Below are 26145 nucleotides of genomic sequence, written 5' to 3'. Positions count from 1 at the left end.
GCAAAAGTGAGCATTTTTTTGAGATTGCAATAGCATTTTTTCAAATTTTGCAGAATTATTTTAAGCTTCCCGCTACAAGTGCAGCGGGAAGTCAACAACATTATATTTCGCTAAGGAATGCACGCAGATCAATGGTAGGTCGGTCCAGCAGTTGCTGCCATCGTGCATCCGTATGGCTAAATTCCTGGCCGCGGATACTGTCGGCCATGCTGCTGTAGAAATCCACTGCTTCCGGCGGCATACCATAACCGGTGAGTTCGTCCCTGAAACTGGCGTCAGTGATACTGTCGTAAGTACCGGTTACCTGCCTTTCTTCTCCCAGTATACGGGCAATATCTGCAAAAGACCAGGCTTTGTCGCCGGTAATTTCATATACTTCATTTTTAATATGCGGATGGCTGAGCACTTTCGCCAGGGCTGCTCCGATATCATTACGGCCAACAAAACTGATGGCGCCGTTGCCGCCAGGATAGCGGATCTGGGCGGTAGCCATCGCCTCTCCTATGAACAGCGGAATGGTTTCCAGGTACATGCTGTTGCGGAAAATGACATAATCCATGCCGCTATTCTTAATGGCAGCTTCGGTGAGCCAGCAGGTTTTCCCTGCCATGAAAGCTGCTTCAGCAGCCGGGCGCAGGGTACTCGTATATACGATCCGCTTAACGCCTGCTTCCACCGCAGCTTTCACCACATTGCCCTCCTGGATGGTGGCAGCATCACCGTAGGCGGCGCTGGAGATCTGTAGCAGGGTATCTACTCCCTGAAATGCTATCACAAGGGAGGTATAGTCGTCGTAATCGGCAACCCTCACCCGGATACCGCTACCGGCATCGATTTTGGCTGCATCGCGCACGATGGCGATGATACCGGAAGGGTTTACTAATTTAACAAGTTGCTGGATGGTGGCCTGGCCAAGCTGGCCGTTTGCGCCGGTAATTGCGATCATAGCTGTTCTTTTTTTTCTTCAAAATTACCGGCACCGCAACCCGGAAAATAGAACAAAACCGACAGCCCGATAAAATCACCGTGTTTTTCCGGTGATAAAACGGGTGATTTCCACGTAACATTCAGCAGCTCAACAATATAGCTTTGCACTAACACTTATGACTCTACGAAATCCGTTTTCGTCCTGTGTCTATTCCTATTTTTATGATGCGTATGATCCCTTCAATGGGCTTTGCCCTCAATTAACCATTTTTACGTTTGTAACTTCAATGCCGTCCGTTTTTGTCCCCAAAAAACACTATAGATGGCCACATATAAAAACTAACAAAAGGCAAGGGCTGCCTCTACAACGTAGAGACAGCCCTTAGTGTATATAGTTTTTCAGTAACGCTGTTACTTCAATATCATTACCGGCAGATTTGCCGCCTTGTAAATGCCTTCAGAAATACTTTTATGAGTGAGCGTATACAGGAAGCTATGCCGCCCTGGCAGTGCGATGATCAGCTGTACCTTGTTTTCATCCGCATAACGGATAATTCCGCCGATGATATCTTCATCATCTCTGAACTCAATTTTATAATTATATCCTTCGAGATAAGTTTTCAGTTTGGCGATAGCGGTATTAAAGGTTTCATCCGGCGTGAGATAGTGCTGCCTTGCATCGATGTTCAGCACCGTTACCTCCGTTGGCACCCATAGCGGCGACTGTTTGAGGTGATGCATTTTATCTATCGTTTTCAGCGCGGTGAAATCGACAGGTATCAGGGCCTTCTCCACCGGCTGCCATGCCATACCGGAAGGTACTACCAGTACACGTACCGGACTCGCTTTAGCGATAGGGATCACCTGTTCGCTGATAGGGTCTTCGCCATTCTGGTTTTCGAGCATGATGAGCTGCGGGCGCTCGGCACGCACGGCATCAACTACGGCGCGGAGCAGTGGCAATTCGCTCCAGGCCATGGTCACCTCTACTTTCTCACCGATCAGCTTTTGCATCGCCTGTGCCAGGTCATTGAGTTTCCACATCACGTCCTCCCTTCGTTTTGCAATCACGTCCTGGTTTACCGCAGCGTAATCCGCAGACATCGCCATGGCGTCAAACACGTTCTCGTAAAGGGATTGCAGCATGACCACTCTCTCGTACTGATATTTCTTGATCCACTCTGCTGCGAAATTCACCAACGCCGGGTTGGTAGTGCTTGCATCTACAGGAATCAGTAATGTTTTCATACTATTTTTTCAGATTTTCGTTCATTTTACGGGCTACAGTCAGCGCCTGGTGTACTTCTTCGTAAGCAAGGTGCTGTGTGGCTTTTTCATAAATGTCTACCGCCCAGGGATTTAGTTTCAGTATCAGACTTCTACCTTTTTCTGTAAGAAAAATAAGTTTGTTCCGTCTGTCGTTCTGGTCTTCGGTTCTTTCTACCAATTCTTTTTTCTCTGCATTGTCGATGAGATAGGTGATGCTGGATTTATCCTTTACCAGCTCATCTGCTATCTCCTGTTGGTTCATGCCATCTTTGCGGTACAGTACACCCAGGATCTCCAGTACTTCAAAGCTGATCTCCCAGTTATTTTCCTTGATTTTCACCTGTAGTACGCGGCGGAGTTTGAAACGCAGATCTGCCATTTCAAACGCCAGCTCACGGGCCAGTTCTGCTATATTTTTATCAGGTTTCATGCAAACAAATATATTGCATTAGACGGTTGCAACCACTGACTATTAGTGTGCTGCTTCTGCCATACTTACTTTATTTTTAGATGTCTTAATAAATAACAGCACAAAAGGAACACATACCAGGAACATAATACCTACCCAGAGGAATACGTCCATGTAAGACAGGATAGTAGCCTGTTTCATGACACCGGCATCCATCAGGGCGTATGCCTTCTGTTGTGCCGTAGCGATATCCGCACCCTTTGCATGCATACTCGCAGCAGTTTGTGCGATCCTGTTCATCACATCCGGATTATTCACGTCCAGGTGGTCTACCAGTGTACTGCGGTGGTAATCCGTCTGTCGGGTAACGAAGGTAGATATCAATGCCACCCCGAAGGCACCTCCCAGCTGGCGCATCATCCCTGAAAAGGCAGCACCCTGGCCTATCTCCTTCCCTTTCAAGGTAGACAGCGACATGGTACTAACCGGTACAGACAACAATCCAAGACCGAAACCACGGATGATCAGTACCCAGAAGAAATCTGCCCCGCTGGTATCAGGACCGATGACCTTATAGGAAAGGAAGCTATAAATAAAGAACACGCTCATACCAATGGCGATGAGGTACTTCTGCGGTACGCCTTTCTGGATCAGAATGGCTACCACCGGCATCATGACCGCCACAAAAATGGTGCTGGGCAGTTGCAGCATACCGGATTGCTGAGCGGTCCAGCCGAGTAGCGACTGTGTATACAGTGGAATAATGAAGGTGGAACCAAACAACCCGAAGCCCATGATAAAGGACAACATCACCCCAATACGAAGGTTCCCGTTGCGCAGTACGCGTAATTCTACCACAGGGTATTTGTAAGTCCATTGCCGCCATATAAAGAAGAATATCCCGAAAACCGCTACTACACTCAATATCACGATCAGGGAACTGCTAAACCAGTCTTCTTCCTGCCCTTTTTCCAATACAAACTGCATGGAACCAATACCGATGGCCAGCAGTGCGATTCCCAGCCAGTCTACCTCGCTGGCGCTGCGCTTTTCATCGTATTTAGGACTGCGTACATACTGCAAGGTCAGCAGTGTAGCAACAATACCTACAGGAATATTGATATAGAAGATATATGGCCAGGAGTAGTTATCGATAATAAACCCACCCAGTGGCGGGCCCAGCGTAGGGCCTACGATTACCCCGAGGGTATAGATCGCCTGTGCGGTGGCACGCTTTTCTGTTGGCCAGCTTTCGGTGATGATGGTTTGTGACGTTACCAGTAACGCCCCTCCTCCCAGTCCTTGCAGGAAGCGGAAAACAACCAGCTCCCAGATATTGGTGGCATTACCACAGAGGAAAGAACATACGGTAAAGAGGATGACAGAGGCCGCAAAGTAGTTGCGGCGGCCAAATTGCTGCGATAACCAGCTGGTCATCGGTACTACGATTACGTTGGCAAGGGAGTATGCCGTGATCACCCAGCTTACTTCGTTGAGGGTAGCGCCCAGGCTACCTCTCATATCCGGCAGCGCCACGTTTACAATGGTGGTATCTATGATCTCTAATAAGGCACAAACGACAGCGGTGATGGTGATAATCACTCTGCGCGGACCGTACTCTACAAGCGATTGCTGTTGCATAGTAGTTCAAAAAATTAGCGGAACAAAGTTAAAAATAAAACAGTTTGAATTCCAACTATTATTTTACAAGATCATAAAATTAAATACAAGTAATTAAAAATCAATAAGTAAGAAATTGTTAAAGATTAGATTTGAGAAGATAGAAAGATAATAACTTCTGCGGATCTCCTACGGCAGTGGAGCCGCCACCTAGGTCAGGCAGGCGGCATTAACGGGCAAGGCATGCAGGATATTCCAGGCGGTAGCGCCAGGTAGTATACGGTGTACGGGGATATCGATATTATATTTTTTACAGCCTTCGCAGATGGCATCATCGATTTGTTCGGCACTATAGCGGCTGGAGAAATGCCCCAGGATCAATTGCTTTACATTCATCGTGCTGACCATAGCCAGCACTTCTTCGAGGCGGGAATGCTTGTTTTTATAAGGCACTACCTTGATATCATCTTCACTCCCCAGGAAAGTGGCCTCATGTATAAGGATATCTGTATTATCCCAGCGCTGGAGGTCAATAACAGGTGTATCACCGGAATATCCCAGGATGGTATTCCTCACTTCTATGGTGGTATTTGCTTTTCCCCTGGCCATGATAATGCTGCGGATTTCTTCCGGCGGCAGGGCGGCAATTTCCGGTTTTACTTTTTGTTTTACTTCCATCACCTTATAGCTGAGACTGCGGATAATCCGTTCCTCCGTAGTGACGTGTTCGTTACGAACGGGCACCACTACCAGGTGGTCGTTGAGCCAGATTTCATCACCGGGGCCTACCGGCTGCCAGCGGATGCCGGCGGTATGTGCATCAAACCGTTTCAGAAATGCTTCCATCGCCGGGAAGGAACTACTATCCCGTGGATAATAAATCACAGGCCAGCCATCACGGGCATTGAGCTGATTGAGCTGTAGTAAGCCGGTGAGATGATCTCTGTCGGCATGGGAGATAAATACATGATTAATTTTACGACTCTTCTGCAGGAGAACAGAGGTGAGTCCGTCGCCGGCGTCGAACAGGACGCCCAATTCCTCGATCAGGTACCAGGTGGCGAACAGTGCGGTAGAGTATCCTGTAATTGTAAGTCTCATTTTGAGTAGGGTTAAACAGCTACAAATATAAAAATAAATGCTAACAGCCTTGCCTATACGAATTTGCAGCAGCAGAGGCTGGCATCTCTTTACATATAAAAAATTAAAATAAATCTATAAAATATCTTAAATATTCACTAAACATTTATATGATCCTATGGTTATAATGGTACTCAAAATAGCATATTGACTGATGGCAAATCCTATTAAACATACCGTATAGTTAATGCGGATGAAGGTCATGGATAGTTGTAGCGATTTTCCCGCATTTCCAGCTACAAAAGGCGGCCAACCTTTACGGGCATATCCAGAATGACCTTTGCGGTAGCAAGCAGTCCGTTTGTGTGTACTCCAATCACTTGAGTCGCCTGCCGGCGGCGTATTTGCCGGCATTTTTTCTGAATTTTTCTTTTTAAATACTTATAAAAAAATCTCCTCTGCCTTCGGCAGAGGAGATTTTTTTATAAGTAGCTGATCGATGCCTACGGCATCGATCAGCTACTGTAGCGGAATTGGAAAAGGTCAGCCTAAATGCAGTGTTTCTTTCTTACCTGACTTAACGGCGGCATAAATAGCATCAATAATTTTCAGGTCTTTCACCCCTTCTTCGCCATTGACGGGTATTACGGGCTTTTTACCACGTAGGATGATATCCGCCATTTCGTCCATTTGAACAGTCTGATGGGTTTTATGTGGCTGTGTCAGTTCACCCAGATGGGTACGGCCTTTAATGGGGCCATAGCCCGTAGAAGGCTGCAACTCAGCAAAGCCTTTTTCTCCTATCAGATAAAAGCGGTCCAGGTAGTTCATGCTATAGGTAGAAAGACAGGAAGCCACGGCACCACTGGGGAAGCCCATCTCGAACATAATGGTTTCATCTACGCCAGGCTTGAATTTCACCGGATCAGTTTTCACCTCCTGTGCAGTTACCCATATAGGATCTTCACCGGTCATATAGCGACTGCCGTTAATAGCATAGATGCCAATATCCATGATAGAACCGCCACCAGCAAGCTCTTTATTGAGTCGCCACTGTGTAGGATCGCCGATCGTAAAACCACATTGCCCCTGGAAAAATTTCACTTTACCGAACACACCACTGTTGCGCATATTATTGATGGCTAAAGTTTTCGGCTCGAAATGCATCCGATAACCGATGAGCAGCTGTACCCCGGCCTTTTTGCAGGCATCCACCATTTCCTGTCCTTCGCGGGCATTGAGTGCCATGGGCTTTTCACAGATCACATGTTTACCGGCAGCGGCTATACGTAAAACCTGGCTATGATGCAGGCCGTTAGGCGTGGTCACATATACCACATCGATATCGGGGTTATCTTTTATCTTATCGAAATTTTCGTAATTGTAACAGTTGGCGGCAGGAATATTAAAGCGCTGTTGCCAGTCGCTGAGTTTGGAGGGAGTTCCGCTGATAGCTCCGGTGATACGGGCTTTTGTGCAATCCTTCATCGCATCCGCCACCCTGTTGGCATAACCACCCAGGCCCATGAATGCAACGCGCAGCTGCGACTCTTCACGTAAGGGGTGGGCGATAGCCGGCAAACGCAACAACGGTACGGCAGCAGCGGTGAGTGCCACCTGCTGGATAAAATCACGGCGAGTTTTCATAATGTGGTATTTAGTAAAATAAGATTACAAAAAATCGCCGGGAAATTATAATATATCTAACGGGAAAACCTACACGTTATCGGACGCAAGCAATGCATGCAGTTGCTTATTAAAGCCTGCACCCTTGTTGCCCAGTACCGCAAAAAATTCATGATCGAACTGCTCTACCTTTACTACAGCGAGTTTTACCAGGTGCTTTCCTGCATCTGTGAGCTTTACTATTTTAGCCCTGGTATCAGTAGGATGTTCTGTTCTTATCACCAGGTTTTTCTGCTGCAGTGTACGCAGCACCGTGGAGGTAGTCATGACGTCGATTTTTGTATGGCCGGAAAGCACGACCTGCGTTACATCTTGCGCCTGTAAGGTAAGCCAGTGAATACTGGCCAGGATTACAAACTGGGAATGCGTGAGGTCGTAAGGCTCCAGCGCCTTTCTGATGCCCCGCTGCCACAAGCTGGTTACCTGCCATAGCAGAAAGCCGGAACTGTCGCCAGCTTGTGCTACGCTAAAAGTATTGTCATTGTTTTTTGCCATATTATAATTTTGATGCAGCCGCAATCTTCCGGTTCATATCTTCCGGTAAACTGTCGGCCAGTTGTTTAGCCACCAGCTTTACCCATAGAAATCCCAGTAAGCCCTTTACCGTAAGACGATTGGTGATACGTAAACCTTCCGGTGTTTCTTCAAAGATATGCTCATCGTACATTTTCGCCAGCGGAAAAAGTGTAATATCCGTAAAACGCTGATAGGGCTTCACCTCCGACAACAAGACTTTTACCTTAGGGCCGCCTTTAGGCTTTAGCATGAAATAATTCCCGGCTTCGAAAGGACCATTCAGGGTTGTCGCCTCCAGGCCATCATCCCAGGTTGGCCAGCTGTTTACATCTGCATATAAATGCCATAATTGCTCTTTGGTAATAGCGGAAGATGTAACGGTATAAGAACGGGTCCACATAAAAAAGGAGTTTAGTGCTGTTTTAATAAGCACAAATATAATAAGTGTACTTATAATAATAAAATTTACTTTCCAGAGAGATGAATATATTATCTAGCTGCTGTTTTGGGTCATACCTTCGGTATGACCCAAAACAGCAGGGGCTTTTCGCGCGTAGCGCGAAAAGCCCCTGCTGTAAGCGTATTACCTGCGATATTATTCAGGAAGCTCCGTCGGTTTTGTACGTTTCTCTACCCAATAATATAATGGGGGAATAATAACCGGTGTAAACAGCAGTGTGAAGGTAAGTCCGCCGATGATCACCGTCGCCAGCGGCCTTTGCACATCGGAGCCGATACCCGTACTGATTGCTGCCGGCACCAGGCCGATGATGGCCACCATCAGCATCATCATAATGGCTTTAAACTGGTCCACCGATACTTTTTGTACGGTAGCCCGCAAGGTAAGCCGTGCACGGTACAACTCCCTGTTTAATGCCGACACCAGCAACACGCCCGCCATTACAGATATACCGAAGATAGACACAAAGCCCACCCCTGCGGACACATTGAAATGGTACCCACGCAGGAACAACGCCACGATACCACCGGCCAGTGCTACCAGTATGCAACTCATCGTTACAAATGTATGCTTCATACTCTTGAAGAGCATAAACAGGAACACAAACACAATCACGATCGTCAGCGGAATAGTGAGCGAGAGCTGCTTTCCGGCACGCTCCAGGTTTTCATATTGTCCGCCGTAAATGATACTGTACCCTTTTGGCACCTTGATCTGCTCACCGATCTTTTCCTGTAGTTCTTTCACAAACGAGCCCTGGTCGCGGCCGCGTACATTGGTACGCACCGTCACCATGCGCTTGCCATCTATGCGGTAAATATTCGTTTGTCCGTCAATAAATTGTATATCTGCCAGCTCCGACATCGGTATCAATGCACCGGTAGAAGAGGTTACCTGCAAATTTCGTATAGCCTCTACCGTATTACGGTATTCCGGCAGGTAACGGATAATGACATCATATTTTTTAGTACCGTCGTACAAGGTGCTGATGGGCTTTCCGCCGATGGCGGCTTCTATCATGGATTGAATATCACTCACATTGATACCGAACCTGGCGGAATTCTCCCGGTTGATTTTGATGGCCAGCTGCGCCTGCGTTCCCTCCTGTTCTATGTTTACCGAAGCCGATCCACGGGTCGCCTTTACGATCAATGCGATACTATCTGCTTTATGTCGCATCATTTCCAGATCATCACCCACCACTGAAATAGCCAGATCAGCAGCACTTCCGGTTACGATTTCCATCACCTGGTCAATGATAGGCTGACCGGAGTTAAAGGATGCTCCCGGCAGGGAACGCTCCAGGTCGTGCTGTATACGGTTTACGAGCTCTTTTTTGGTAATGGTGTCACTCCACAGCTTATAGTCTTTCAGTCCTACCAGTATCTCCGTTCTGTTGGTCGGAAATGGGTCTGTACCATCATCATTTCTTCCTGTTTGTGTGATCACATATTTTACCGGCGGATATTTAGCAATGACTTGTCGGATGACCGGTGCTATTTTGGCATTTTCCTGAATAGTTACGCCTGCCGGCAGAAATGCACGCATAAAGATAGAGCCTTCGTCCAGCTCAGGCAGGAATTCTGTTCCCAGCGCGCCTCCCAGCGTGATGAGTCCGACGATGGCTACGGCGCCAACGATCACTGTCTGGCGGGAATAACGCAGGAAAAAGTTCAGCGACTTATTATACCTGGCCTCGAGCCAGTCGAGAATAATATTCTTATGTGCTTTCATGGGCTTATCTTCCGACAATGCCTTTCTGTAAGCATATGAAATCAGTACCGGTATTAAAGTCAGTGCGCACAGCATGGCCCCGATTACGGCAAAGGCCAGTGTGAGCGCCATGGGAGAGAACAGCTTCCCTTCCACCCTTGTCATCAGCAAAATTGGCGTATATGCCAGGATAATGATGGTTACCGAGAAAAATATCTCTCTGCCTACCTCCTGCGCAGCAGCTAATGTTAAGCCCACAATACCGGTATGTTTCTCTTCCGGAGTGGCATTCCGGTACTTGCGAATCAGGTGTTCCGCCATCACACAGGCACCGTCTACAATGATACCGAAGTCGATGGCGCCCAGGGAGAGCAGGTTGGCGGGAATACCGGTCAATCTCATTAAAATAAAAGCGAACAACAGGGAAAACGGAATAGTGGCAGTTACCACTAATGCCGAGCGGATGCTTCCCAGGAAAAATACCAGCACGATCACCACAATGCTAACGCCCATAAAGAGTGTATGCGATACCGTTTCCAGGGAGTGGTCGATCAGGAAACTACGATCGTAGAGCACCCGCAACTTCACACCTTCCGGCAGCTCCGTGGCAGCTACTTCATCCATTTTGGCTTTCAGCGCTTTCAGCACCACGCTTGGATTTTCTCCTCTTCTCAGCAGGATAATACCTTCGGGAGAACCGATTTTATCAATGCCTTCATCCGGCACCGCGTAGCCCAACACGCCCGATGGCGGCGGTGGTGCTATCTCTACTGTGGCAACATCGCGTATATAAACCGGTACACCGTTTACTGCAGTAAGTACGATATCCTGGATATCCTTTTCAGACTTCACGGCACCGAGTCCGCGGACAGCAAATCCTTGTCCGCCGCGATCGATCACGTTTCCTCCTGTATTCAGGTTGTTTTTACCGACTGCATCGATGATATCCTGCAGTGTGAGATTGTATTTACGTAGTTTATCAGGCGAAGTGAGGATATGAAATTGTTTGAGTGAGCCCCCGAAAGTGGTCACATCTGCAATACCCGGCACCTGTAGTATAGCAGGGCGGATCACCCAGTCCTGGAGATCCCGCAGCTGCATAGGACTGAAGCTGGGCGGGGCTTCTACCACATAGCGATAGATCTCCCCTACTGCAGTGGTGAGCGGCGCCAGTTCAGCACTGACGCCCTGGGGAAGGTCCAGGGAAGCGAGTCGCTCCATGACCTGCTGACGCGCAAAATAATCATCGGTACCATCCTGAAAGGTGAGCTGCACAACAGACAGGCCAAAGATGGTACGGCTTCTTCTGTCGAGCACACGGGGTACGTTATTGAGTGCCCTTTCAATGGGGATGGTCACCTGCTGTTCTACTTCTTCGGCAGCGCGGCCATCATAGGGCGCTACCACGATCACGTTGGTATCCGCGATATCGGGATAGGCTTCTATTTTCAGTTGCGTGAAGCACCAGTACCCCAGCACCGACAGTACAGCAGCCGCTACGATGACCACCCAGCGGTGGCGCAGGGAAAATATGAGGAGGTTACGGATCATGCGTCGAATATGTCTACCGGATGAGTAATGATGAGGCCTCCGCTATAGGTGGCCCTCAGTTTGCGCAGTACGTCCTGTACTATATTGTTTTCATCAATGAAGGTGATCATCAGTGGAGGATCATCGAAAGAAAATATTTCGTTGGGCCGTTTCAGTTGTTGATTCTTGCCGAAGCCCATAACGCCTCTGTAGGCAGTAGCTCCTTTTACATTATTCTGTAACAGGAGCTTCATAATAAAATCATATAGGGGCTGCCCCTGGAAGAGGTCGTCTCTGTCTATAAATATCTGTGCCTGAAGCATAAGTCATGAATTTAATAGCCAAAAGAGATTCCTTTTAATTGCATGGTACCATCGGTTACCACCTGTTCTCCGGGCTGAAGGCCGCTGTACACCACCATTCTGCCATTTACCTGAGCGCCCGTCTGCACTTCCTGCCGGATGAAGGTATTTTCATTTTGCCGGATGAATACATAGTTGTTGCCTTGTACGGTTACCACGGCGGAACGTGGCACAGAGATGCTTTCACCTTCATTCACCCCAAACCTGACAGTAGCATACATGCCTGCTTTCAGTTGCTGGCGACTATCGAAGAGGCCTATACGTAGTTTTACCATTCTGGTTACGTTATCTACCACTTCGCCAACGTCTTCTACCTTGCCGGTATAGGGTGTGGCCGGGAAGGAAGTAAACCGGAGCTGACAGCTGCTGCCTTCTTTCACTTTGGTCACCTGATTCTCAGGGATATCGCAGATAATCCAGATCTTTCCCGGTGTTGCGTTGATGAGCGCATCGGGGTCGAAACCGGCCAGCTTCAGGCGGGACTCATGTTCTATGATACTTGTTTTTTCATTGGCGAGCTCCGTTTGCGCAACCGCAACATCCGTCTGAGCGGTGATGAGGTCTGTTTTGGCATCGGATACATCTTTCCCGGTACCTGCGCCGTGATTGAGCAGGTCCTGTGCCCTGTCTACCTCTATCTGTTTCTGCCTAGCAATGGCCTGTTTCTGCAAAATGATACCATTCTTTTGCCTGATGTTAATGATATGCTGCAGCATTTCGGTGTAATTCGCCGTCAGTTCAGGGTTATCAAACAGAACGATATTCTGAGGTACGTTAGGGTTTGACTTCACCACAGTGGCCACTACCCTTGCCGGCGCGGTGAGTTCGCCGGAAAGGTCGCTTCTGCCGGCAGTTTCAGTTTTAAAAAAATGCAGGGTAAGTGTATCATTCGGAAAAACGATCACCCTGCCGCTGTCGCTGACAGTTAGTTTTCCTGACGTACCGGTATTCTTTTTTTCCTGCTGATGGCTTTTACAGGCCATCAGCAGCGATATTACCGTCAGACACAAGAGGGATATATGGCGTAGCTTCATCTGCATAATTATAGTTGATTGATTAATCCTGTTACCGTTAACAGTTGCAGGTAACTTTTACGATAATTGTATAGCGCTTCATTGTACATTTTCTGTGTATCGAACCAGGTACGCTGGGCATCCAGGAAATCGATAATGGTAGTACCTCCACGGGTATACGAATAACGTACCGCCGTAAGCACCTGTTCCGCCTTGCTGAGGATGCCATGGTATTTCTCCACCGTGCCGGCATTCACCTGGTAAGTGCGGTAGCTGGTAGCCACTTCCGTTTCCACCTGTTTTTTCAGCGCATCGTACGACAGCTCCGTTTGTTGCAGGAGTATCCGTGATTTTTTCACTTCGCCCTGGTTGCGGTTGAAGAAGGGCAGGTCTATTGTTCCATATATACCGAAATAAGGCACTGTATTCTGTGGGTTCCAGATGAAGCCCAGCTCGGGCGCCGGCACTGCCATGGCCCTTTGCAGCCTGATATTGCTCTTCGCGGCGGAAATGGCATTCTGTGCCACCTGCATATCCGGGCGCTGATGAACAGATTCGCTGACCAGGCTATCGAGTTCCTGTATCAGCTGAGGATTTACAACGGGGTCGTTTTCATCAACAGAGATACTGTCTTTGATACCTGTCAGCAGTTTCAGGTGCTGGAGTTCGTTTTTATAATCCTGCTCGGCAGTTTTCAGCTGGAGGACGTATTGTTCCTGTAGCAGCTGTGTACGAAGCAGGTCGCTGTTACTGATCACCTGGTTTTTGAGCCGGATTTCCTGCGTTTGCACGAGGCTATCCAGGTTGATTTTTGCATCCTGCACCAGGAGCAGATTCACCTTATTGAACCATACATCCAGCCATTTATTAGCCGTGGAGCTGAGGATGTTTCTTTCTGTATCAGCGTAGGTTTTTTCGGTAATGTTTAAATTTTCTCCGGCCACTTCCAGGCGGTATTTCCTTTGTCCGGAAAACTGGAATTGTTTGGTAAGCTGCCACCAGACCTGCCTGTTGTGAGCGCTACCGAATTTTGTATCCGGTGCAAAGTACTTGTCGTTGGCAAGTTGCAGCGTTTGGTTATTCAGTTGCGGGTTGGGCCGGAGGCCGGCGGTGATGATATCAGCTCTGGCAGCACTGGTATTCAGTATTTCTGTTTTCAGCACAGGATTACTGCTACGGGCAGTGCGAACAGTTTGTTGAAGGCTCAGGTTTGATTGTGCGACAGCCTGCGCTGCAAAAAAGGGCAGGCTCAGTAAGGCTAAAACGCGTAGATGAAGCATATATGGCAGATATTCCTTTTTTTGGACGTAAGTAAACAAATAGGTTGAACAGATAGCGCGTATAAACACCACCAAGCAAACAACAATCCTGCTACTTTAAAGGTTGCAGGAACCAAATACAGTTCAATGAAGCAGCATACCGGTAACCAGTATCCGGAGAAAGAAATGTTATGCTAATCTGTTTTCATTGTTGTGAGAGGCTTAATCATTAACAATTTCGTATATGCGTTTGGAGTTATCTGCTGTTAGCCCTGGAATGGAATATGCGCGGTAGTGTACAGAGAAATGAGTTTCCATCCAAGGGTTTCATAGAGCGCTTTACCATCGTCTGTGGCAACGAGCAAACCGTAATCGGTGTTATTGTCGTTGGCCATATGCTGGAGGTAATGCATCAGGATACTACCCAGTCCTTTACGCCGGTAGGCCGGCGATACAGCAATGCTGTCGTAGACAGCAAAATTATCAATGATGGCAACGCGTCCGGAGGCGGCTTCTTCTCCTTCCAATGTCAGTATACGTATAGCCGGCACCGTGGCAGAGCTTAATTTTTCTATTACAAAACCTTCCGGGAGGTGGAATTTCGCGCTGGCCATCTGCCCATGTAATTCCATCATATAACCTAAAGATAATATGCGCCATTCACCCGGAAGGGCGGCAGTAACCTTTTCAGGTGCGTCACATACCTTAAGGTGTACAAAGGGTTTATGTATAGCTGCTGCCAGCTCATGTAATGCGGGGGTAATGCGGGGAAAGAGGTACCTGGAATGCTGATCGGCCCAGCCGAGGTCAACACGATAACCATCTTTGATTTTTACCGGCGGGCGGGCGCCTTTTGCGAGGCACCATCCCTTCAACCAGGTTGCGGCGATATGTGGATCAACGTTTTGCATATCTGTATGGGAAGATAACAACTTTTTTGCTGTTCCCGAAAACTTATATTATCTTGGAAATACGTTATACGTCCCATACCTTTTTCCAACTTTTAGTGCTAACTGTCTTAATCCCCCAAAAATGAGCAGATTATTACGTAATGGTGTCTTCCTGTACCTCATAATTATCTTTGCATTAATATTCACAGACCTGTATTCCCATCTCAACAAGCCCTTGAAAACCAGCATCAGTACTGGGGGAATAACCGCACTTGCTAACGCATGGACACCGAAACAGGCACAGACTATTCTAAGCAACTGGAACAAAGCACCAGCCCCTCTACAAGTGGAAGGGTACCAAAACGATATCAGCGGCATTACAAAAGTTGTTTCGGATGAATTGAGTAATACAACATCAGCAACAAACGATACCGCCATCAGACTACTGGGATGGAATTTTGTCGTGATAGTCGTTTATTCGCTGTTGCTGGCCAGTGTATTCCTGCAAACAGTATTGTATTATGGTGCTTCTTCCCGTGCAAAAGTGGAAAGGGCCGGAAAATGGAGTATCTGGGGTGTGCTTGTCATGGGCATACTGAATAACATACTGCTGTTAAGCGCTGTAAAATCGGGACATCCGGTACTACCTTGGTTAACGGCACTGTCGTACTGGATCTATGGCAAACTGATCATAGTAACGGTTGCGCTTTGCATCATTCCACGCATCAGGCTTATCCTCGGTTTGATACCACAATTGTTCTCGCTGCTGTGGGAGTTCAGGATCGTATTTGCGGGATTATTGTTTACCTGGCTGATCTTATGGGTAATGGACCAGGGCCAGGACCTGTTGCTGACTATTACAAGTCAGCCACTGGGGCCTATTGTCAGCCTGTCGGTGATATCCATTTTTGCGGTCACTAACTGGTATTTCCCGAAATATTACGACAAAACACCACAATCAGTAAGGGAAGTCTTCAGCGACAGCTGGCAATATACCTTTAATGGAGACAAGCCCTATGAGGAAAGGATATTTACCGGCAGATTACTGGGAGCAGCAGGGCTTATCCTGCCAGGAATATGTGTATTGCATGCCATGCATATCTTCCGCATCAGTTACCTGATCGATTTCCTGCAACCCTCCACCATTATGGTTATTCTGTTGATTTTATATTATCTCATCCTGCAAAAGAAATGGTTTACCAATATCAAATGGCTGCTAATAGCGGCCTTATTTCTAATCGCATTGCTTTCCTATTCCGGCCTGAGAAGTAGTGAGAACACCCAACCTGGATTTCTGCTTTTCTTTGCATTGGACTTCTTTTTATTGTCATTTGTTTTTATTCTCTTCACCATCAATCGTTCATCTTTCCCGGGATTGAACAGATGGCTTTCCACCCTGATACTGAGTGCTGTAATTATAGTTTCTCTGGTGTTTTTATATCTCAACTGTTTCCCGCTGGCGCTTTCCTTTTCAGCTAATGCACGCTTTTTCACCTTATCAGTCGTATTTTCCGGCGTGCTGTTTTATATACTTTTTTTCTCTTTCCTGCTGGTGTTAGGAAGAAAGTATAACATACAGTTTATCACATTACTGGTAATTGGACTTTTTGTGGCGGCGTTGTTCACCACAAATGATTATCACTTAGTAAGATTAGTGCCTGAAAAATCTTCAAACATAGCGCAAACACCTCCCTATGATCACCTGGAAGACTACGCATCAAAATGGTTTGACACCAGGGAAACAGAAATAACAGCCTATTACAACCGCTTCCATAAACCTTATCCGGTATTTATCATCAATGCATATGGTGGTGGCATCAGAGCGGCAGCCTGGACCAGCAAGGTGATTAGCTCCATCGAAACAACATTATTACAACATACCCGCAACGATACAGACAGCACTTTCCGTCATGATTTCCAGCATTATGTTTTCGCTTACTCGGGTATATCAGGAGGCACCATCGGATCTTCCGTATTGTGTGCGCACCGTTTTGCAAAGTTGAAAAATAACAACCTGTTACAAGAAGATACGGTTCTGCAATGCTTATATAAACGAGATTTTCTAACACCCGTATTGGTATTAATGATGGGCAGAGATGCCCTGCTCTCTTCTTTCGGATACAATTTTATGGGAGACAGAGGAAGTTACCAGGAGAGAATATGGGAAAAACATATCAGTGAAGCCGCTCACCTGATGAAAGCTGATTTCGTATATGACAGCACGTTAGATTATTATTGGTACCGGGATAACAAACGTTATGAAGTGCCGTTACTATTTGCTAACAGCTATACGATAGACAGTGGTTTAAAAACAATTTCAGCACCTGTTTATCTTAACGAAAATAATTTCCCCTCCGCTTTTCTTATCAATAATTACCTGGGAGAGAAAAGACAGTATTCCCAGCAGATGAGATTAAGCACCAGTTCTTTCCTGAGCGCACGTTTTCCTTATATCAGCCCTGAAGCAAAAATTGACAACACCCATCACCTGTTGGACGGCGGGTTGAAGGATTACAGCGGTGCTGAAACTGTCAGGGAGATAAAGCTAGTATTAGACAGTATTGTAGCGCACCGCGATTCGCTGAAGACGCGGGTACGCTTTTTTATCTTGTCGCTACCCAATACTATCGAACAGGACGATGAACAGCCAGTATCAAAAAATATATTTGAGTTAACAGCCCCCCTCACCGGTCTGGTGAATAACCCAGCTGGCAATACACTAAAATCAGAGGGCGTAAATATCAATGCAGCCAAACGTGAAGGGTACGATTACAGCAGAATTCCACCAATAGCACCTAAAGGGCAAAAGGGCATCAGACCTGTATTTCCTTTAGGCTGGCAGATTTCTGATGCCGCATTGGATTTTATGGATAACTGTTTACTGAATGGCGCTAACCGTGAAGCGGTGCATGCAGTGGCTGATTCGATATATAAATAGGCTAAAGGTCAGGACAAAATGTCGGAAATGAAAAGAAAAACTTATCTGTTCAGAAAAACAGTTTTTAATTTTGATGATTCGGCATAATCATCTGCCAGCGTTTAGTATTCAGGTTTAATAACAAAAATAATTGCTTCAATTTTCTCATCAACCAGCACAAGTCGCTTTTCGACTACATCAATTTTATTGGCTAGTGCCACCAGCACACCTTTCATGGCGCCAAGCCGGTTGCCCAGGCTCTTCACGTATCCGCTATCGGGTACTGCAACTTGTTTTATTCTGCTAATGTCTGCATTAAATGTATTCTTAGTTTCTTTTCCATCACTTAACATTGATTCGGTGTAATTCATTCGTAATTCCATGCAGGCTATCTGTGCGTCTATATTATCCATCCGGTCAGACAGCTCATTGATGGCAGCTTTCAATTGTTGATAAAGCATTTCAGCATTTTCTCCCGTCGCGGCTACTTCTAAAAGATAAGGATCTATCTGTAATATACCCGCATCAATTCTTATAACGCCATCGCTGATGTATAGCGCTTCTCTGTCTATTTTCACCAAAGCTTTGTTTACACGTAAGACAGCAGTATCTACTTTTGCAGCAGCCTTATTTAAGCGGCTGGCAAGGTTTTTTACTCTTATACCCTGGGGCAACGTCATTGATTGTTCAGTTTCCATGGATTGAATTTTTGGGAAAGGGTTTATTATGGCTAAAGGTTAGGACAAAATGTTTGAGGTGATAAATAAACAATGCTGCATAAAGATACGGCCCGGCTATACTTTTCGCATTGAAGTCGATTGCCCCTCGTCATCATCTTTTTTACTTATTGATGCCCCGTTTGCATTTGCCCACACTATCACCTCCTGAAGTCTTCCATCCATCACAAATACACGCTTCTCGAACCGGCCAAATTGTCCGGTCAGGTCAACCATCATGAGTACTGCCGTATCCAGCTTACTGTCCATTTTGCTTTCCAAATTAGTTATACGTGTATCCAAATTACGGACAGCCGCATTTACCTCCTGCATTTCTCTGACGAGGTGAACCATTTTGTGATCCAATTTAGTCATATTAGTTTCCACGCACTCCATACGTTTCTCCAACCCATCCATACGTTTTTCCAGGTAGTTCATACGATCGGATAGTTTCTTAAATCCAGTCTGCATTTCATGACGGGATTCTGCAAATCGTTGATCCATTTGTGCGCCAAGCGATTCAATCGCTGACAATACAATTTTCATTTGATCATTACTCATTGGCTTTTCAATTTTAATTTTATTAAATCCGGTTAACAAATACAAAATCATTTCTCTTAAAAAACGCTTCACCATTACTTCTACACACACCTCTCCCCGGCAGATTAAACTACCCGTTTCATTTAGACGTAATTACTTTTAAAATAATAGCAGGACTTACAAATTCAGCGGCATATTCTTACTACAATAACAGCATTATCAATATGCACAAATTAGTCTCAAAGCATTTATCAGCGCAGGTTACATGCTAAGACAACACAAAACTACAAAGAAGAATAATTCAAAAATCACTGTTCAGACCATTTTTCAAAACGAACAAAATGAACAAATCATTTTGACAACCAGGCTCTCCATTCTGAGACCACCTTATCCCAGTTAAATACATCGTAATTCACTGTCCCATCAGCTTTTAGCGGAAAGAAATTATGCTCCGTACCAGGCAACGCACGGAAAGAAAAATTTTTTAAACCCAGACGTATACATTCCAGATGAAAATAATCATTGAATAATGCACCGGCATCTTTACTCCCGTAATACACCAGCACCGGCACTTTCAGCTTCAACAGGTATCGCATGGGCGGCCGCGAAAACTGGTACATGGTTTTAGTCATATCGCCCTGCAACTTCACCATCTCCGAGGAATCCGCAATAACCTGTTTCCAATAGTTAAAACTATCATCCACAGCTGAACTACTGTCGGTATCCTTTGCACGCTCACGTGCTACAATCGTCATCATACGGCCCATCGGATTACCAGCGGCATAAATCAACGCCTCTGTTTCCGGCAGCTCCGTAGCCAGTTTTGCAGCTACCGTACTCCCCTCCGAATGCCCCGCCAGCACAACGCCACGCTTATCTGCCCACGACTGTTTCAACAGATAACGTACAACAAATTTATTTCTCGCTACATAATAATCTAACCTGTTATGCAAATCATACGCTAATGGAAATCTACCTGTACTATCAACATAAGTTAAATCTGATTGCAATGCCGACTGCTCACTCATCACCGGAATAAATGGTTTCCCAATAATGACAAGATGATAATCACGGGTAAGACTATCCGTATTAAAAACAAAAGCATCGTGGATACTTCCATCGTTCCAGCGGAAAAATAAGGGCACCGGCAAACTACCCTGACAAAACAGGAACAAGGGCTTGGGCTTCAACTCCTCTCCCGGTGCGGATTTCACGAGCACCTGAACATTATCGTCCTGAAAAGGCAATTCGAAATGGCGGTAATTGGCGGGAATATTACCGGTGTGCTGCTGTGCATTTGCAGCAAAAGCCAGCAGTACCAGCAATAGGGATAAATATCGGTGCATAGGAATTATTAAAGTAACCAACCTTTTTGTTCTTCCATCTTCTTTTTTATAGTATGGTAAGATGCAAAAAAGATGGTTGCCGGCAATTTCATTTCCAGCAATTCCATGATCTTCAGCATTTGCTGTTTGCGGAAAACGCTGTTAGCAATGATCATTTTAGTATTGCCATAATGTACATAAATCTGTGGGTCAAAATATTTTCCTATTTCTTTTATTTCCACCACTTTGATAGCTTGCCAGCCGGCCTCCCTTTTAGAAAAACCATTCTTTAAAAAAAGGCCATCATCCGAGATTTCCAGGCGGATATTTGAAAAAGACCAGATACTTACACTTACCAGAACAAATGCTAAAGCTGCTATCAAAATGACTGGATCGGTTACCGGGTTAAGCATGAGTAACAGCATGATCAGCGTAGCGGCCAGCAATACCGCTACCCCTCTCAACAGGTAACGTGCCCATTGCGGCATCTGAAAAATATATGGTACGTACAATCGTTGCATATAAATAGTTTCCGTCAAGGGAAGTTAAAGAATCTGATTTGATTTCATGATATAATCGGTTACTTTTATCCGCATGAAAAGAATGGTATTCCATATACTGGCACTGGTGGCCATTAGTGCCCACGCGCAACAAAACAACATCAAAAAATATTACCCTCCTGCGGGGAGCTGGGAGCACCGTACACCGGAATCCCTGGGTGTCAGTGCTGCGAAATTGAACGAGGCCATCCGTTTTGCGGTGAGCAATGAATCAAAGCAGTCGAGGAATATGGACAGCGCCCAGTACCAGTCTTTCGGAAAAGAGCCTTTTTCTGATCCGGTGGGTACACTCATAGACCGGGCCGACCCGTCCGGTATTATCATCTACAAAGGCTATATTATCGCAGAATGGGGCCAGCCTTCCCGCGTGGATATTACCAACAGCGTTTCCAAAAGTTTTCTCTCCAGTGTGATTGGCGTGGCTGTAGACAGGGGCCTGATCAATAGTGTATACGATACCGTGGCCAACTATGTACCACCGGTAGAAGTATATCATCCCGGCCAGCCTACGGAGATCATTTACCCATTCTCTTCTCCGCATAACCGACAGCTGACCTGGGACGTCATGCTGCGACAGACGAGCGACTGGGAAGGCACCCTCTGGGGAAAGCCTGACTGGAGCGATCGTCCGGAAGGAGAATTCAGCACCTGGAAAACACGGCCACGCAACAAACCGGGCACCGTATGGAAATATAACGATGTGAGAGTGAATGCCCTGGCTTTAGCTGCCACCAATGTATGGCGTCAGCCATTACCTCAGGTACTCAAAAATTATATCATGGACCCTATCGGCGCCTCATCTACCTGGAGATGGATGGGGTATTACAACGCCTGGATCGTACTCGACGGACAGCCTGTGCAGTCTGTCAGCGGTGGTGGCCACTGGGGAGCGGGTATGTACATCAATGCCTATGATATGGGCCGATTCGGCTGGTTAACGCTCAATAAAGGTAACTGGAACGGCAAACAGCTGCTCTCTGAGAAATGGGTACAGCAGGCGCTCACCCCTACCACCGCCAATACCGGCTACGGCTATATGAACTGGTTCCTGAATACCGATCATAAACTGGCAGCCAAGGCTCCTGTAACTGCGTTTATGCATATCGGTAATGGTGCAAATATTATCTATGTAGACCCTGAACATGAGCTGGTAGCGGTAGTGCGCTGGATAGAAAGCAAAGCGATGGGTGATGTGGCGGGTAAATTACTGGAAGCACTTCCTGCCGGGAAATCAAAATAAAAGTAATAAAAAAGATGTACGTTTTTAACGTACATCTTTTACACACCTGAAGCCAATGTGTGAGGCTCCGGAGTCAAAGGCGGTTCCTCTTCTGGCACTCGGTCTGTAATTGATACAGTAGTCGTTGGCACATAAAAAAGATCCTCCTTTTGTCACCCTTTCGATGGCGTAAGGGTTCTCCGGGTTCCTGGTAGCAGCGGGCCCCTTTGGGTTATCGGTAATTTTATTGGCGGCTAATTGTTTGTATTCATCTGCGTCGTACCAGTCGGCGGTCCACTCCCAGACATTTCCTATCATGTCGTAAAGCCCGAATTTATTCGGTGGAAATGAGGCCACCGGGGCTGTTCCCTTAAAACCATCTTCTCCGGCGTCTTTATCAGGGAAATGTCCCTGGAAGGTATTGGCCATGTATTTATTTCCTGGTGTAAAATCATCGCCCCAGGCATATCTTTTTTCTTCCATACCACCCCTGGCGGCATATTCCCATTCGGCCTCCGTAGGCAGGCGTTTTCCAGCCCATTTGGCGTAAGCATTCGCATCTTCCCAGGCCACCTGTACAACGGGATGATCCCAGCGCCCGTCCAGATTGCTGCCAGGTCCTTGCGGATGTTTCCAGTCGGCCCCGGGCACCCATTTCCACCAGTTACTGATATCACTTTTATCTACCGGATGATCAGGTGCTTCAAAAACCATGGCGCCGGCTACCAGCTCATTATCCGGAATTTTCGGCGTCCCCGGCGGCAATTGCTTTTTCAGCTCCTCCCAGTCGGGCTTGCGCTCCGCTACCGTCACATATCCGGTAGCATCTACAAATGCTTTAAACTGTTTGTTAGTGACCTCCGTAGCATCAATATAAAAAGCCTTTACCCTTACCTGGTGTGCAGGACGTTCTGCGGGATAGGAATTTTCATCATTGGTGCCCATGGTAAACGTAGACCCTGGCAGATATACCATTCCCTTTATGGCATTGACACCGGCAACAGCAGCAGTAACATGGGTTTCATCTGATGCTGCCTCAGAACTGTTGCAGGCATAGCATAATGTGGAGAGTAATGGTAAAAGCAATATCCTGTAGATCATAACATATATTTTTAAATACGGGAGATTTCGGTGTGTCCGGATGATAATGCTAATCTGCTTTCTACCTTGATCTATTGCTTAACATATTACCGCCCATAATGTTCAGTATAATTGAATTTCAACTATTTGACCGGAAGGGCTGTTTTATCCAGTACTTAACAAATACATTCATCATGAAAAAGCTGATTAAAGTGATGGCTGTCATCGCCGCCGTAGTAGCCGGCGGGCTTGCTGTCAATAATGGGAAAGCCTGTACCAGAGTGGTGTACAAAGGACTGGATGGTCTGATAATGACCGGTAGGTCGATGGATTGGAGTGAAGATATTCTGACCGACCTCTGGGTGTTTCCGAGAGGGATGAACCGTGATGGAGCCACCGGCAGCAATACGATCAAATGGAAATCCAAATATGGCAGCGTGATAGCATCTGCCTATAAAGTATCTACTTCCGATGGCATGAACGAAAAAGGACTGGTAGCTAACCTGCTGTGGCTGGGAGAATCCCAGTACCCAAAATGGGACCATAAGAAACCAGGCCTCTCCCTTGCCGCCTGGACACAATATGTGCTGGACAACTTCGCCACTGTTAAAGAAGTAGTGGCAGCTATGAAAAAAGAAGATTTCACCATTGTAACAGACCAGGTACCCGGCCAGGATCGCCTGACTACCGTACACCTCTCTGTCAGTGACCCCAGCGGTGATAATGCCGTTTTCGAATATATCAACGAAAAGCTGATCATCCATGAAAGTCCGGACTATACGGTGATGACCAACAGTCCTACTTTCGACCAACAACTCGCATTAAATGAATACTGGAAAGGAATTGGTGGTACCACCTTCCTGCCGGGTACCAACAGGGCGTCTGACAGATTTGTAAGAGCCAGTTTTTATATAGATGCCATTCCGAAAACAGCCGACCTGAAACTCGCTACCGCCAGCGTTTTCAGCGTGGTACGAAACTGCTCTGTACCCTATGGTATCACCACACCCGGACAACCGAATATTTCTTCCACACGCTGGAGATCTGTTGCGGACCAGAAAAATCTGATCTACTTTTTTGAGACTGCGCTGACACCAAATACCTTCTGGGTCGACTTCAAGAGCCTCGACCTGAAAGAGAATGCGCCTGTAAAGATGCTGTCACTAACCAAAGGTGAAACATATGCCGGCAATGCGGCAAAAGATTTTGTAGCTGCGAACCCATTTGTTTTTATGTCGCCTGCAGGCATGTAACAATATTTCCTAAACGACAAGGTCCCGCAGACGCGGGACCTTTTGCTCATTTCGATACAAATCAACAATACCTAAGCTCTTATTTCCAATCCCCGTTCTGATTCCAACCGGTTTTTGTAATTTCTGACTGTGGGATCGGATACCAATCCATTTTCTTCAGGTATACACGATCTTCCAGTTTTTTACGAACGTAGGTTTTGGATGTACCACTTTTAGTGATCTCGACTCTATATACAGGTGCGTTTAATACAGCTACTCCATTCTTCAATCTCCTTACATCCCAGAAACGGTGTCCTTCCATACCCAGTTCCACATTACGTTCGTGCTGGATGGCATCAGCAGTAAGGTTTGCAGCGGTATACAGCGGCATTTTCACACTGCTGCGGTTTCTTATGGCATTGATTGCCTCTAATGCCGTCATTTTATATCCATTCGGATTATTCACAGGCCCGTTGGCGTTATACATTGCTTCTGCATAATCCAGCAGTATTTCTGCATACCGGAAATAAATCCAGGCATGTGCAGCAGTAGTACCAGTACCACCGTTATTCAGGTTGATGGTAGCATTAACATATTTAGCCAGATAATAACCTGTTTTAGAAGCATTCTGCTTAGGCAGGCCGCTGCTACCGCCGGTAAATGTTTCAATTGTTGCGGTAGTGAAGCCGGAAAACACAGATCCGTCGTGGTACAGTGTTGAGTCCAGGCGCGGATCACGGTTAGCATATGGATTAGCAGCATGCACCGGGTTGTTCCAGTCGAAAGGCACGGAGCTTACCGGATTTTTTGCTGCATCTCTGGTAACTACTTCAAATTCGTCCACAAAATTTTGTGTTGGCGTCAGGCTGTTACCAGTCGCTCCCTGGAAGGCAATCGGATAGTTGCTGGCCTCCAACGTATTGATAGCGCCATAACGTTTATAGAAGATCGCTTCTTTGGAACCTACGTTGCTGCTACCGAAGATCGTTTTGTAGTTAGATTCCAGCGAATAGGCATTTAAGGCAATCACCGCATTGGCGGCCTTTGCAGCGTCATCCCAGGTAGCGGTGCAACCAGCCTCTTTATAGAGCGGGCTTGCCGCATACAATAGTGTACGGGCTTTCAGGGCCAATGCAGCGCCTTGCAGCGCCAACCCCTGGTCATACCCGTTTGCAGCAGTTACAGGAAGAATAGCCGCTGCCTTATCGCAATTGCTGACAATGTACTTGATACATTCATCCAGGGTATTACGTTTCATACCAATGTAACTGTCAGGATTGTTATAATCCACGGCAGTGTCCATGATAGGCATAGGACCGTAGCGCTTTACCAGCTCAAAGTAATAGAAGGCTCTCAGGAAATACATCTCCCCTTCAGACATCTTTACCCAATACACTGAATTTTTATAATCTGTACTATCTGGCCCATTGATTTTATCCAGCTTTGCCTGCAAATTCACTTTATTGAAATTCTTCAGCACCAGATTTGCCTGGCGGATACCTCCAAAACCTAATGTCCAGTAACTATCCGGCAGCAGGTACTGACTCCAGATACCCAGGTTGAAGAGCTGGGAGTTATCCGTTACATTCGTAGCTTCTGCAAAGTCGGAAGCCGCTTCCATGGTGATATTACCTAATCCATCCGGCAGGTAACTGTAAGCATTGTATACGGCAGACTGAAAATAGGGATAGTTGGAATACAACAGATCCGTAGAAATATTGGCATCGATTTTCTTTACATTCAGATAATCTTTCTGGCAGGAAGAAATCAAACCCACTGCCACAGCCGAGAATATGATAAATAACTTTTTCATTTCTGGATA

The 26145-nt window shown here is 46.5% G+C and carries 22 protein-coding genes; 3 read left to right on the top strand and 19 right to left on the bottom strand.

The annotated features are described in order from the left end of the window. Nucleotides 1-100: 100 nt before the first annotated feature. From F3J22_RS11760 to F3J22_RS11700, 13 genes are all read right to left on the bottom strand, one after another. Nucleotides 101-946 (bottom strand): NAD(P)H-binding protein, encoded by an 846-nt coding sequence (locus F3J22_RS11760; protein WP_167017323.1) that lies wholly within the window; start codon nt 944-946, stop codon nt 101-103. A gap of 392 nt (nt 947-1338) precedes the next feature. After that, nucleotides 1339-2175, bottom strand: a complete 837-nt coding sequence (locus tag F3J22_RS11755) for a hypothetical protein (protein WP_167017321.1) — start codon at nt 2173-2175, stop codon at nt 1339-1341. A gap of 1 nt (nt 2176) precedes the next feature. Beyond that, the gene (locus F3J22_RS11750; protein WP_167017319.1) at nt 2177-2626 is read right to left on the bottom strand and encodes a MarR family winged helix-turn-helix transcriptional regulator; all 450 of its coding nucleotides are present in this window, start codon (nt 2624-2626) and stop codon (nt 2177-2179) included. Between the two features lie 42 nt (nt 2627-2668). Beyond that, a complete protein-coding gene (locus F3J22_RS11745; protein ID WP_167017317.1) occupies nt 2669-4246 on the bottom strand; it encodes a DHA2 family efflux MFS transporter permease subunit in 1578 nt (525 codons plus the stop codon). 189 nt (nt 4247-4435) lie between these two features. After that, the gene (locus F3J22_RS11740) at nt 4436-5326 is read right to left on the bottom strand and encodes an MBL fold metallo-hydrolase (protein WP_167017315.1); all 891 of its coding nucleotides are present in this window, start codon (nt 5324-5326) and stop codon (nt 4436-4438) included. 522 nt (nt 5327-5848) lie between these two features. Then, nucleotides 5849-6952, bottom strand: a complete 1104-nt coding sequence (locus F3J22_RS11735) for a Gfo/Idh/MocA family protein (RefSeq protein WP_167017313.1) — start codon at nt 6950-6952, stop codon at nt 5849-5851. Nucleotides 6953-7021: 69 nt separating this feature from the next. Further along, a complete protein-coding gene (locus tag F3J22_RS11730; protein ID WP_167017311.1) occupies nt 7022-7486 on the bottom strand; it encodes a MarR family winged helix-turn-helix transcriptional regulator in 465 nt (154 codons plus the stop codon). A gap of 1 nt (nt 7487) precedes the next feature. Next, nucleotides 7488-7907, bottom strand: coding sequence for an SRPBCC family protein (locus F3J22_RS11725; protein WP_167017309.1), 420 nt, complete (start codon nt 7905-7907; stop codon nt 7488-7490). Between the two features lie 195 nt (nt 7908-8102). After that, nucleotides 8103-11231: an efflux RND transporter permease subunit gene (locus tag F3J22_RS11720; protein ID WP_167017307.1), complete on the bottom strand. Its 3129-nt coding sequence runs from the start codon at nt 11229-11231 to the stop codon at nt 8103-8105. Then, nucleotides 11228-11533: a DUF190 domain-containing protein gene (locus F3J22_RS11715; RefSeq protein WP_167017305.1), complete on the bottom strand. Its 306-nt coding sequence runs from the start codon at nt 11531-11533 to the stop codon at nt 11228-11230. The genes F3J22_RS11720 and F3J22_RS11715 overlap by 4 nt, the downstream gene beginning before the upstream one ends. Before the next feature lie 11 nt (nt 11534-11544). Beyond that, nucleotides 11545-12606 carry an efflux RND transporter periplasmic adaptor subunit gene (locus F3J22_RS11710; RefSeq protein WP_167017303.1) on the bottom strand — a complete coding sequence of 354 codons (1062 nt, stop codon included), beginning with the start codon at nt 12604-12606 and terminating at the stop codon, nt 11545-11547. An 8-nt stretch (nt 12607-12614) separates the two neighbouring features. Then, complete coding sequence (locus F3J22_RS11705) at nt 12615-13865, bottom strand: TolC family protein (protein WP_167017301.1); 1251 nt, start codon at nt 13863-13865, stop codon at nt 12615-12617. A 245-nt stretch (nt 13866-14110) separates the two neighbouring features. Beyond that, on the bottom strand, nt 14111-14755 hold the full coding sequence (locus tag F3J22_RS11700) for a GNAT family N-acetyltransferase (RefSeq protein ID WP_167017299.1): 645 nt from the start codon (nt 14753-14755) through the stop codon (nt 14111-14113). Nucleotides 14756-14876: 121 nt separating this feature from the next. On the opposite strand from F3J22_RS11700, the gene F3J22_RS11695 reads away from it, so the two are divergent. Further along, the gene (locus tag F3J22_RS11695; protein WP_167017297.1) at nt 14877-17672 is read left to right on the top strand and encodes a hypothetical protein; all 2796 of its coding nucleotides are present in this window, start codon (nt 14877-14879) and stop codon (nt 17670-17672) included. Between the two features lie 101 nt (nt 17673-17773). On the opposite strand, the gene F3J22_RS11690 is transcribed toward F3J22_RS11695, so the two are convergent. From F3J22_RS11690 to F3J22_RS11675, 4 genes are all read right to left on the bottom strand, one after another. Further along, nucleotides 17774-18349 carry a hypothetical protein gene (locus F3J22_RS11690; RefSeq protein WP_167017295.1) on the bottom strand — a complete coding sequence of 192 codons (576 nt, stop codon included), beginning with the start codon at nt 18347-18349 and terminating at the stop codon, nt 17774-17776. A gap of 96 nt (nt 18350-18445) precedes the next feature. After that, a complete protein-coding gene (locus F3J22_RS11685) occupies nt 18446-19018 on the bottom strand; it encodes a hypothetical protein (RefSeq protein WP_167017293.1) in 573 nt (190 codons plus the stop codon). A 239-nt stretch (nt 19019-19257) separates the two neighbouring features. Next, the gene (locus F3J22_RS11680) at nt 19258-20253 is read right to left on the bottom strand and encodes a S9 family peptidase (RefSeq protein ID WP_167017291.1); all 996 of its coding nucleotides are present in this window, start codon (nt 20251-20253) and stop codon (nt 19258-19260) included. A gap of 8 nt (nt 20254-20261) precedes the next feature. Continuing rightward, complete coding sequence (locus tag F3J22_RS11675; RefSeq protein ID WP_167017289.1) at nt 20262-20753, bottom strand: hypothetical protein; 492 nt, start codon at nt 20751-20753, stop codon at nt 20262-20264. Between the two features lie 73 nt (nt 20754-20826). On the opposite strand from F3J22_RS11675, the gene F3J22_RS11670 reads away from it, so the two are divergent. Beyond that, on the top strand, nt 20827-22032 hold the full coding sequence (locus F3J22_RS11670; protein WP_167017287.1) for a serine hydrolase: 1206 nt from the start codon (nt 20827-20829) through the stop codon (nt 22030-22032). A gap of 24 nt (nt 22033-22056) precedes the next feature. Here the strand turns inward: F3J22_RS11670 and F3J22_RS11665 are convergent, their stop codons facing one another. Further along, nucleotides 22057-23112 carry a formylglycine-generating enzyme family protein gene (locus F3J22_RS11665; RefSeq protein ID WP_167017285.1) on the bottom strand — a complete coding sequence of 352 codons (1056 nt, stop codon included), beginning with the start codon at nt 23110-23112 and terminating at the stop codon, nt 22057-22059. Nucleotides 23113-23285: 173 nt separating this feature from the next. Here F3J22_RS11665 and F3J22_RS11660 point away from each other — a divergent pair, with 173 nt between their 5' ends. Beyond that, complete coding sequence (locus tag F3J22_RS11660) at nt 23286-24344, top strand: linear amide C-N hydrolase (RefSeq protein ID WP_167017283.1); 1059 nt, start codon at nt 23286-23288, stop codon at nt 24342-24344. A 79-nt stretch (nt 24345-24423) separates the two neighbouring features. Here the strand turns inward: F3J22_RS11660 and F3J22_RS11655 are convergent, their stop codons facing one another. Beyond that, nucleotides 24424-26136 (bottom strand): RagB/SusD family nutrient uptake outer membrane protein, encoded by a 1713-nt coding sequence (locus tag F3J22_RS11655; protein ID WP_167017282.1) that lies wholly within the window; start codon nt 26134-26136, stop codon nt 24424-24426. Between the last annotated feature and the right edge of the window lie 9 nt (nt 26137-26145).

This window comes from Chitinophaga sp. Cy-1792, assembly GCF_011752935.1.
GTDB lineage: Bacteria > Bacteroidota > Bacteroidia > Chitinophagales > Chitinophagaceae > Chitinophaga.
The sequence above is the reverse complement of the archived record's forward strand: the minus strand, read 5'-3'. Positions and strand labels throughout refer to the sequence as shown.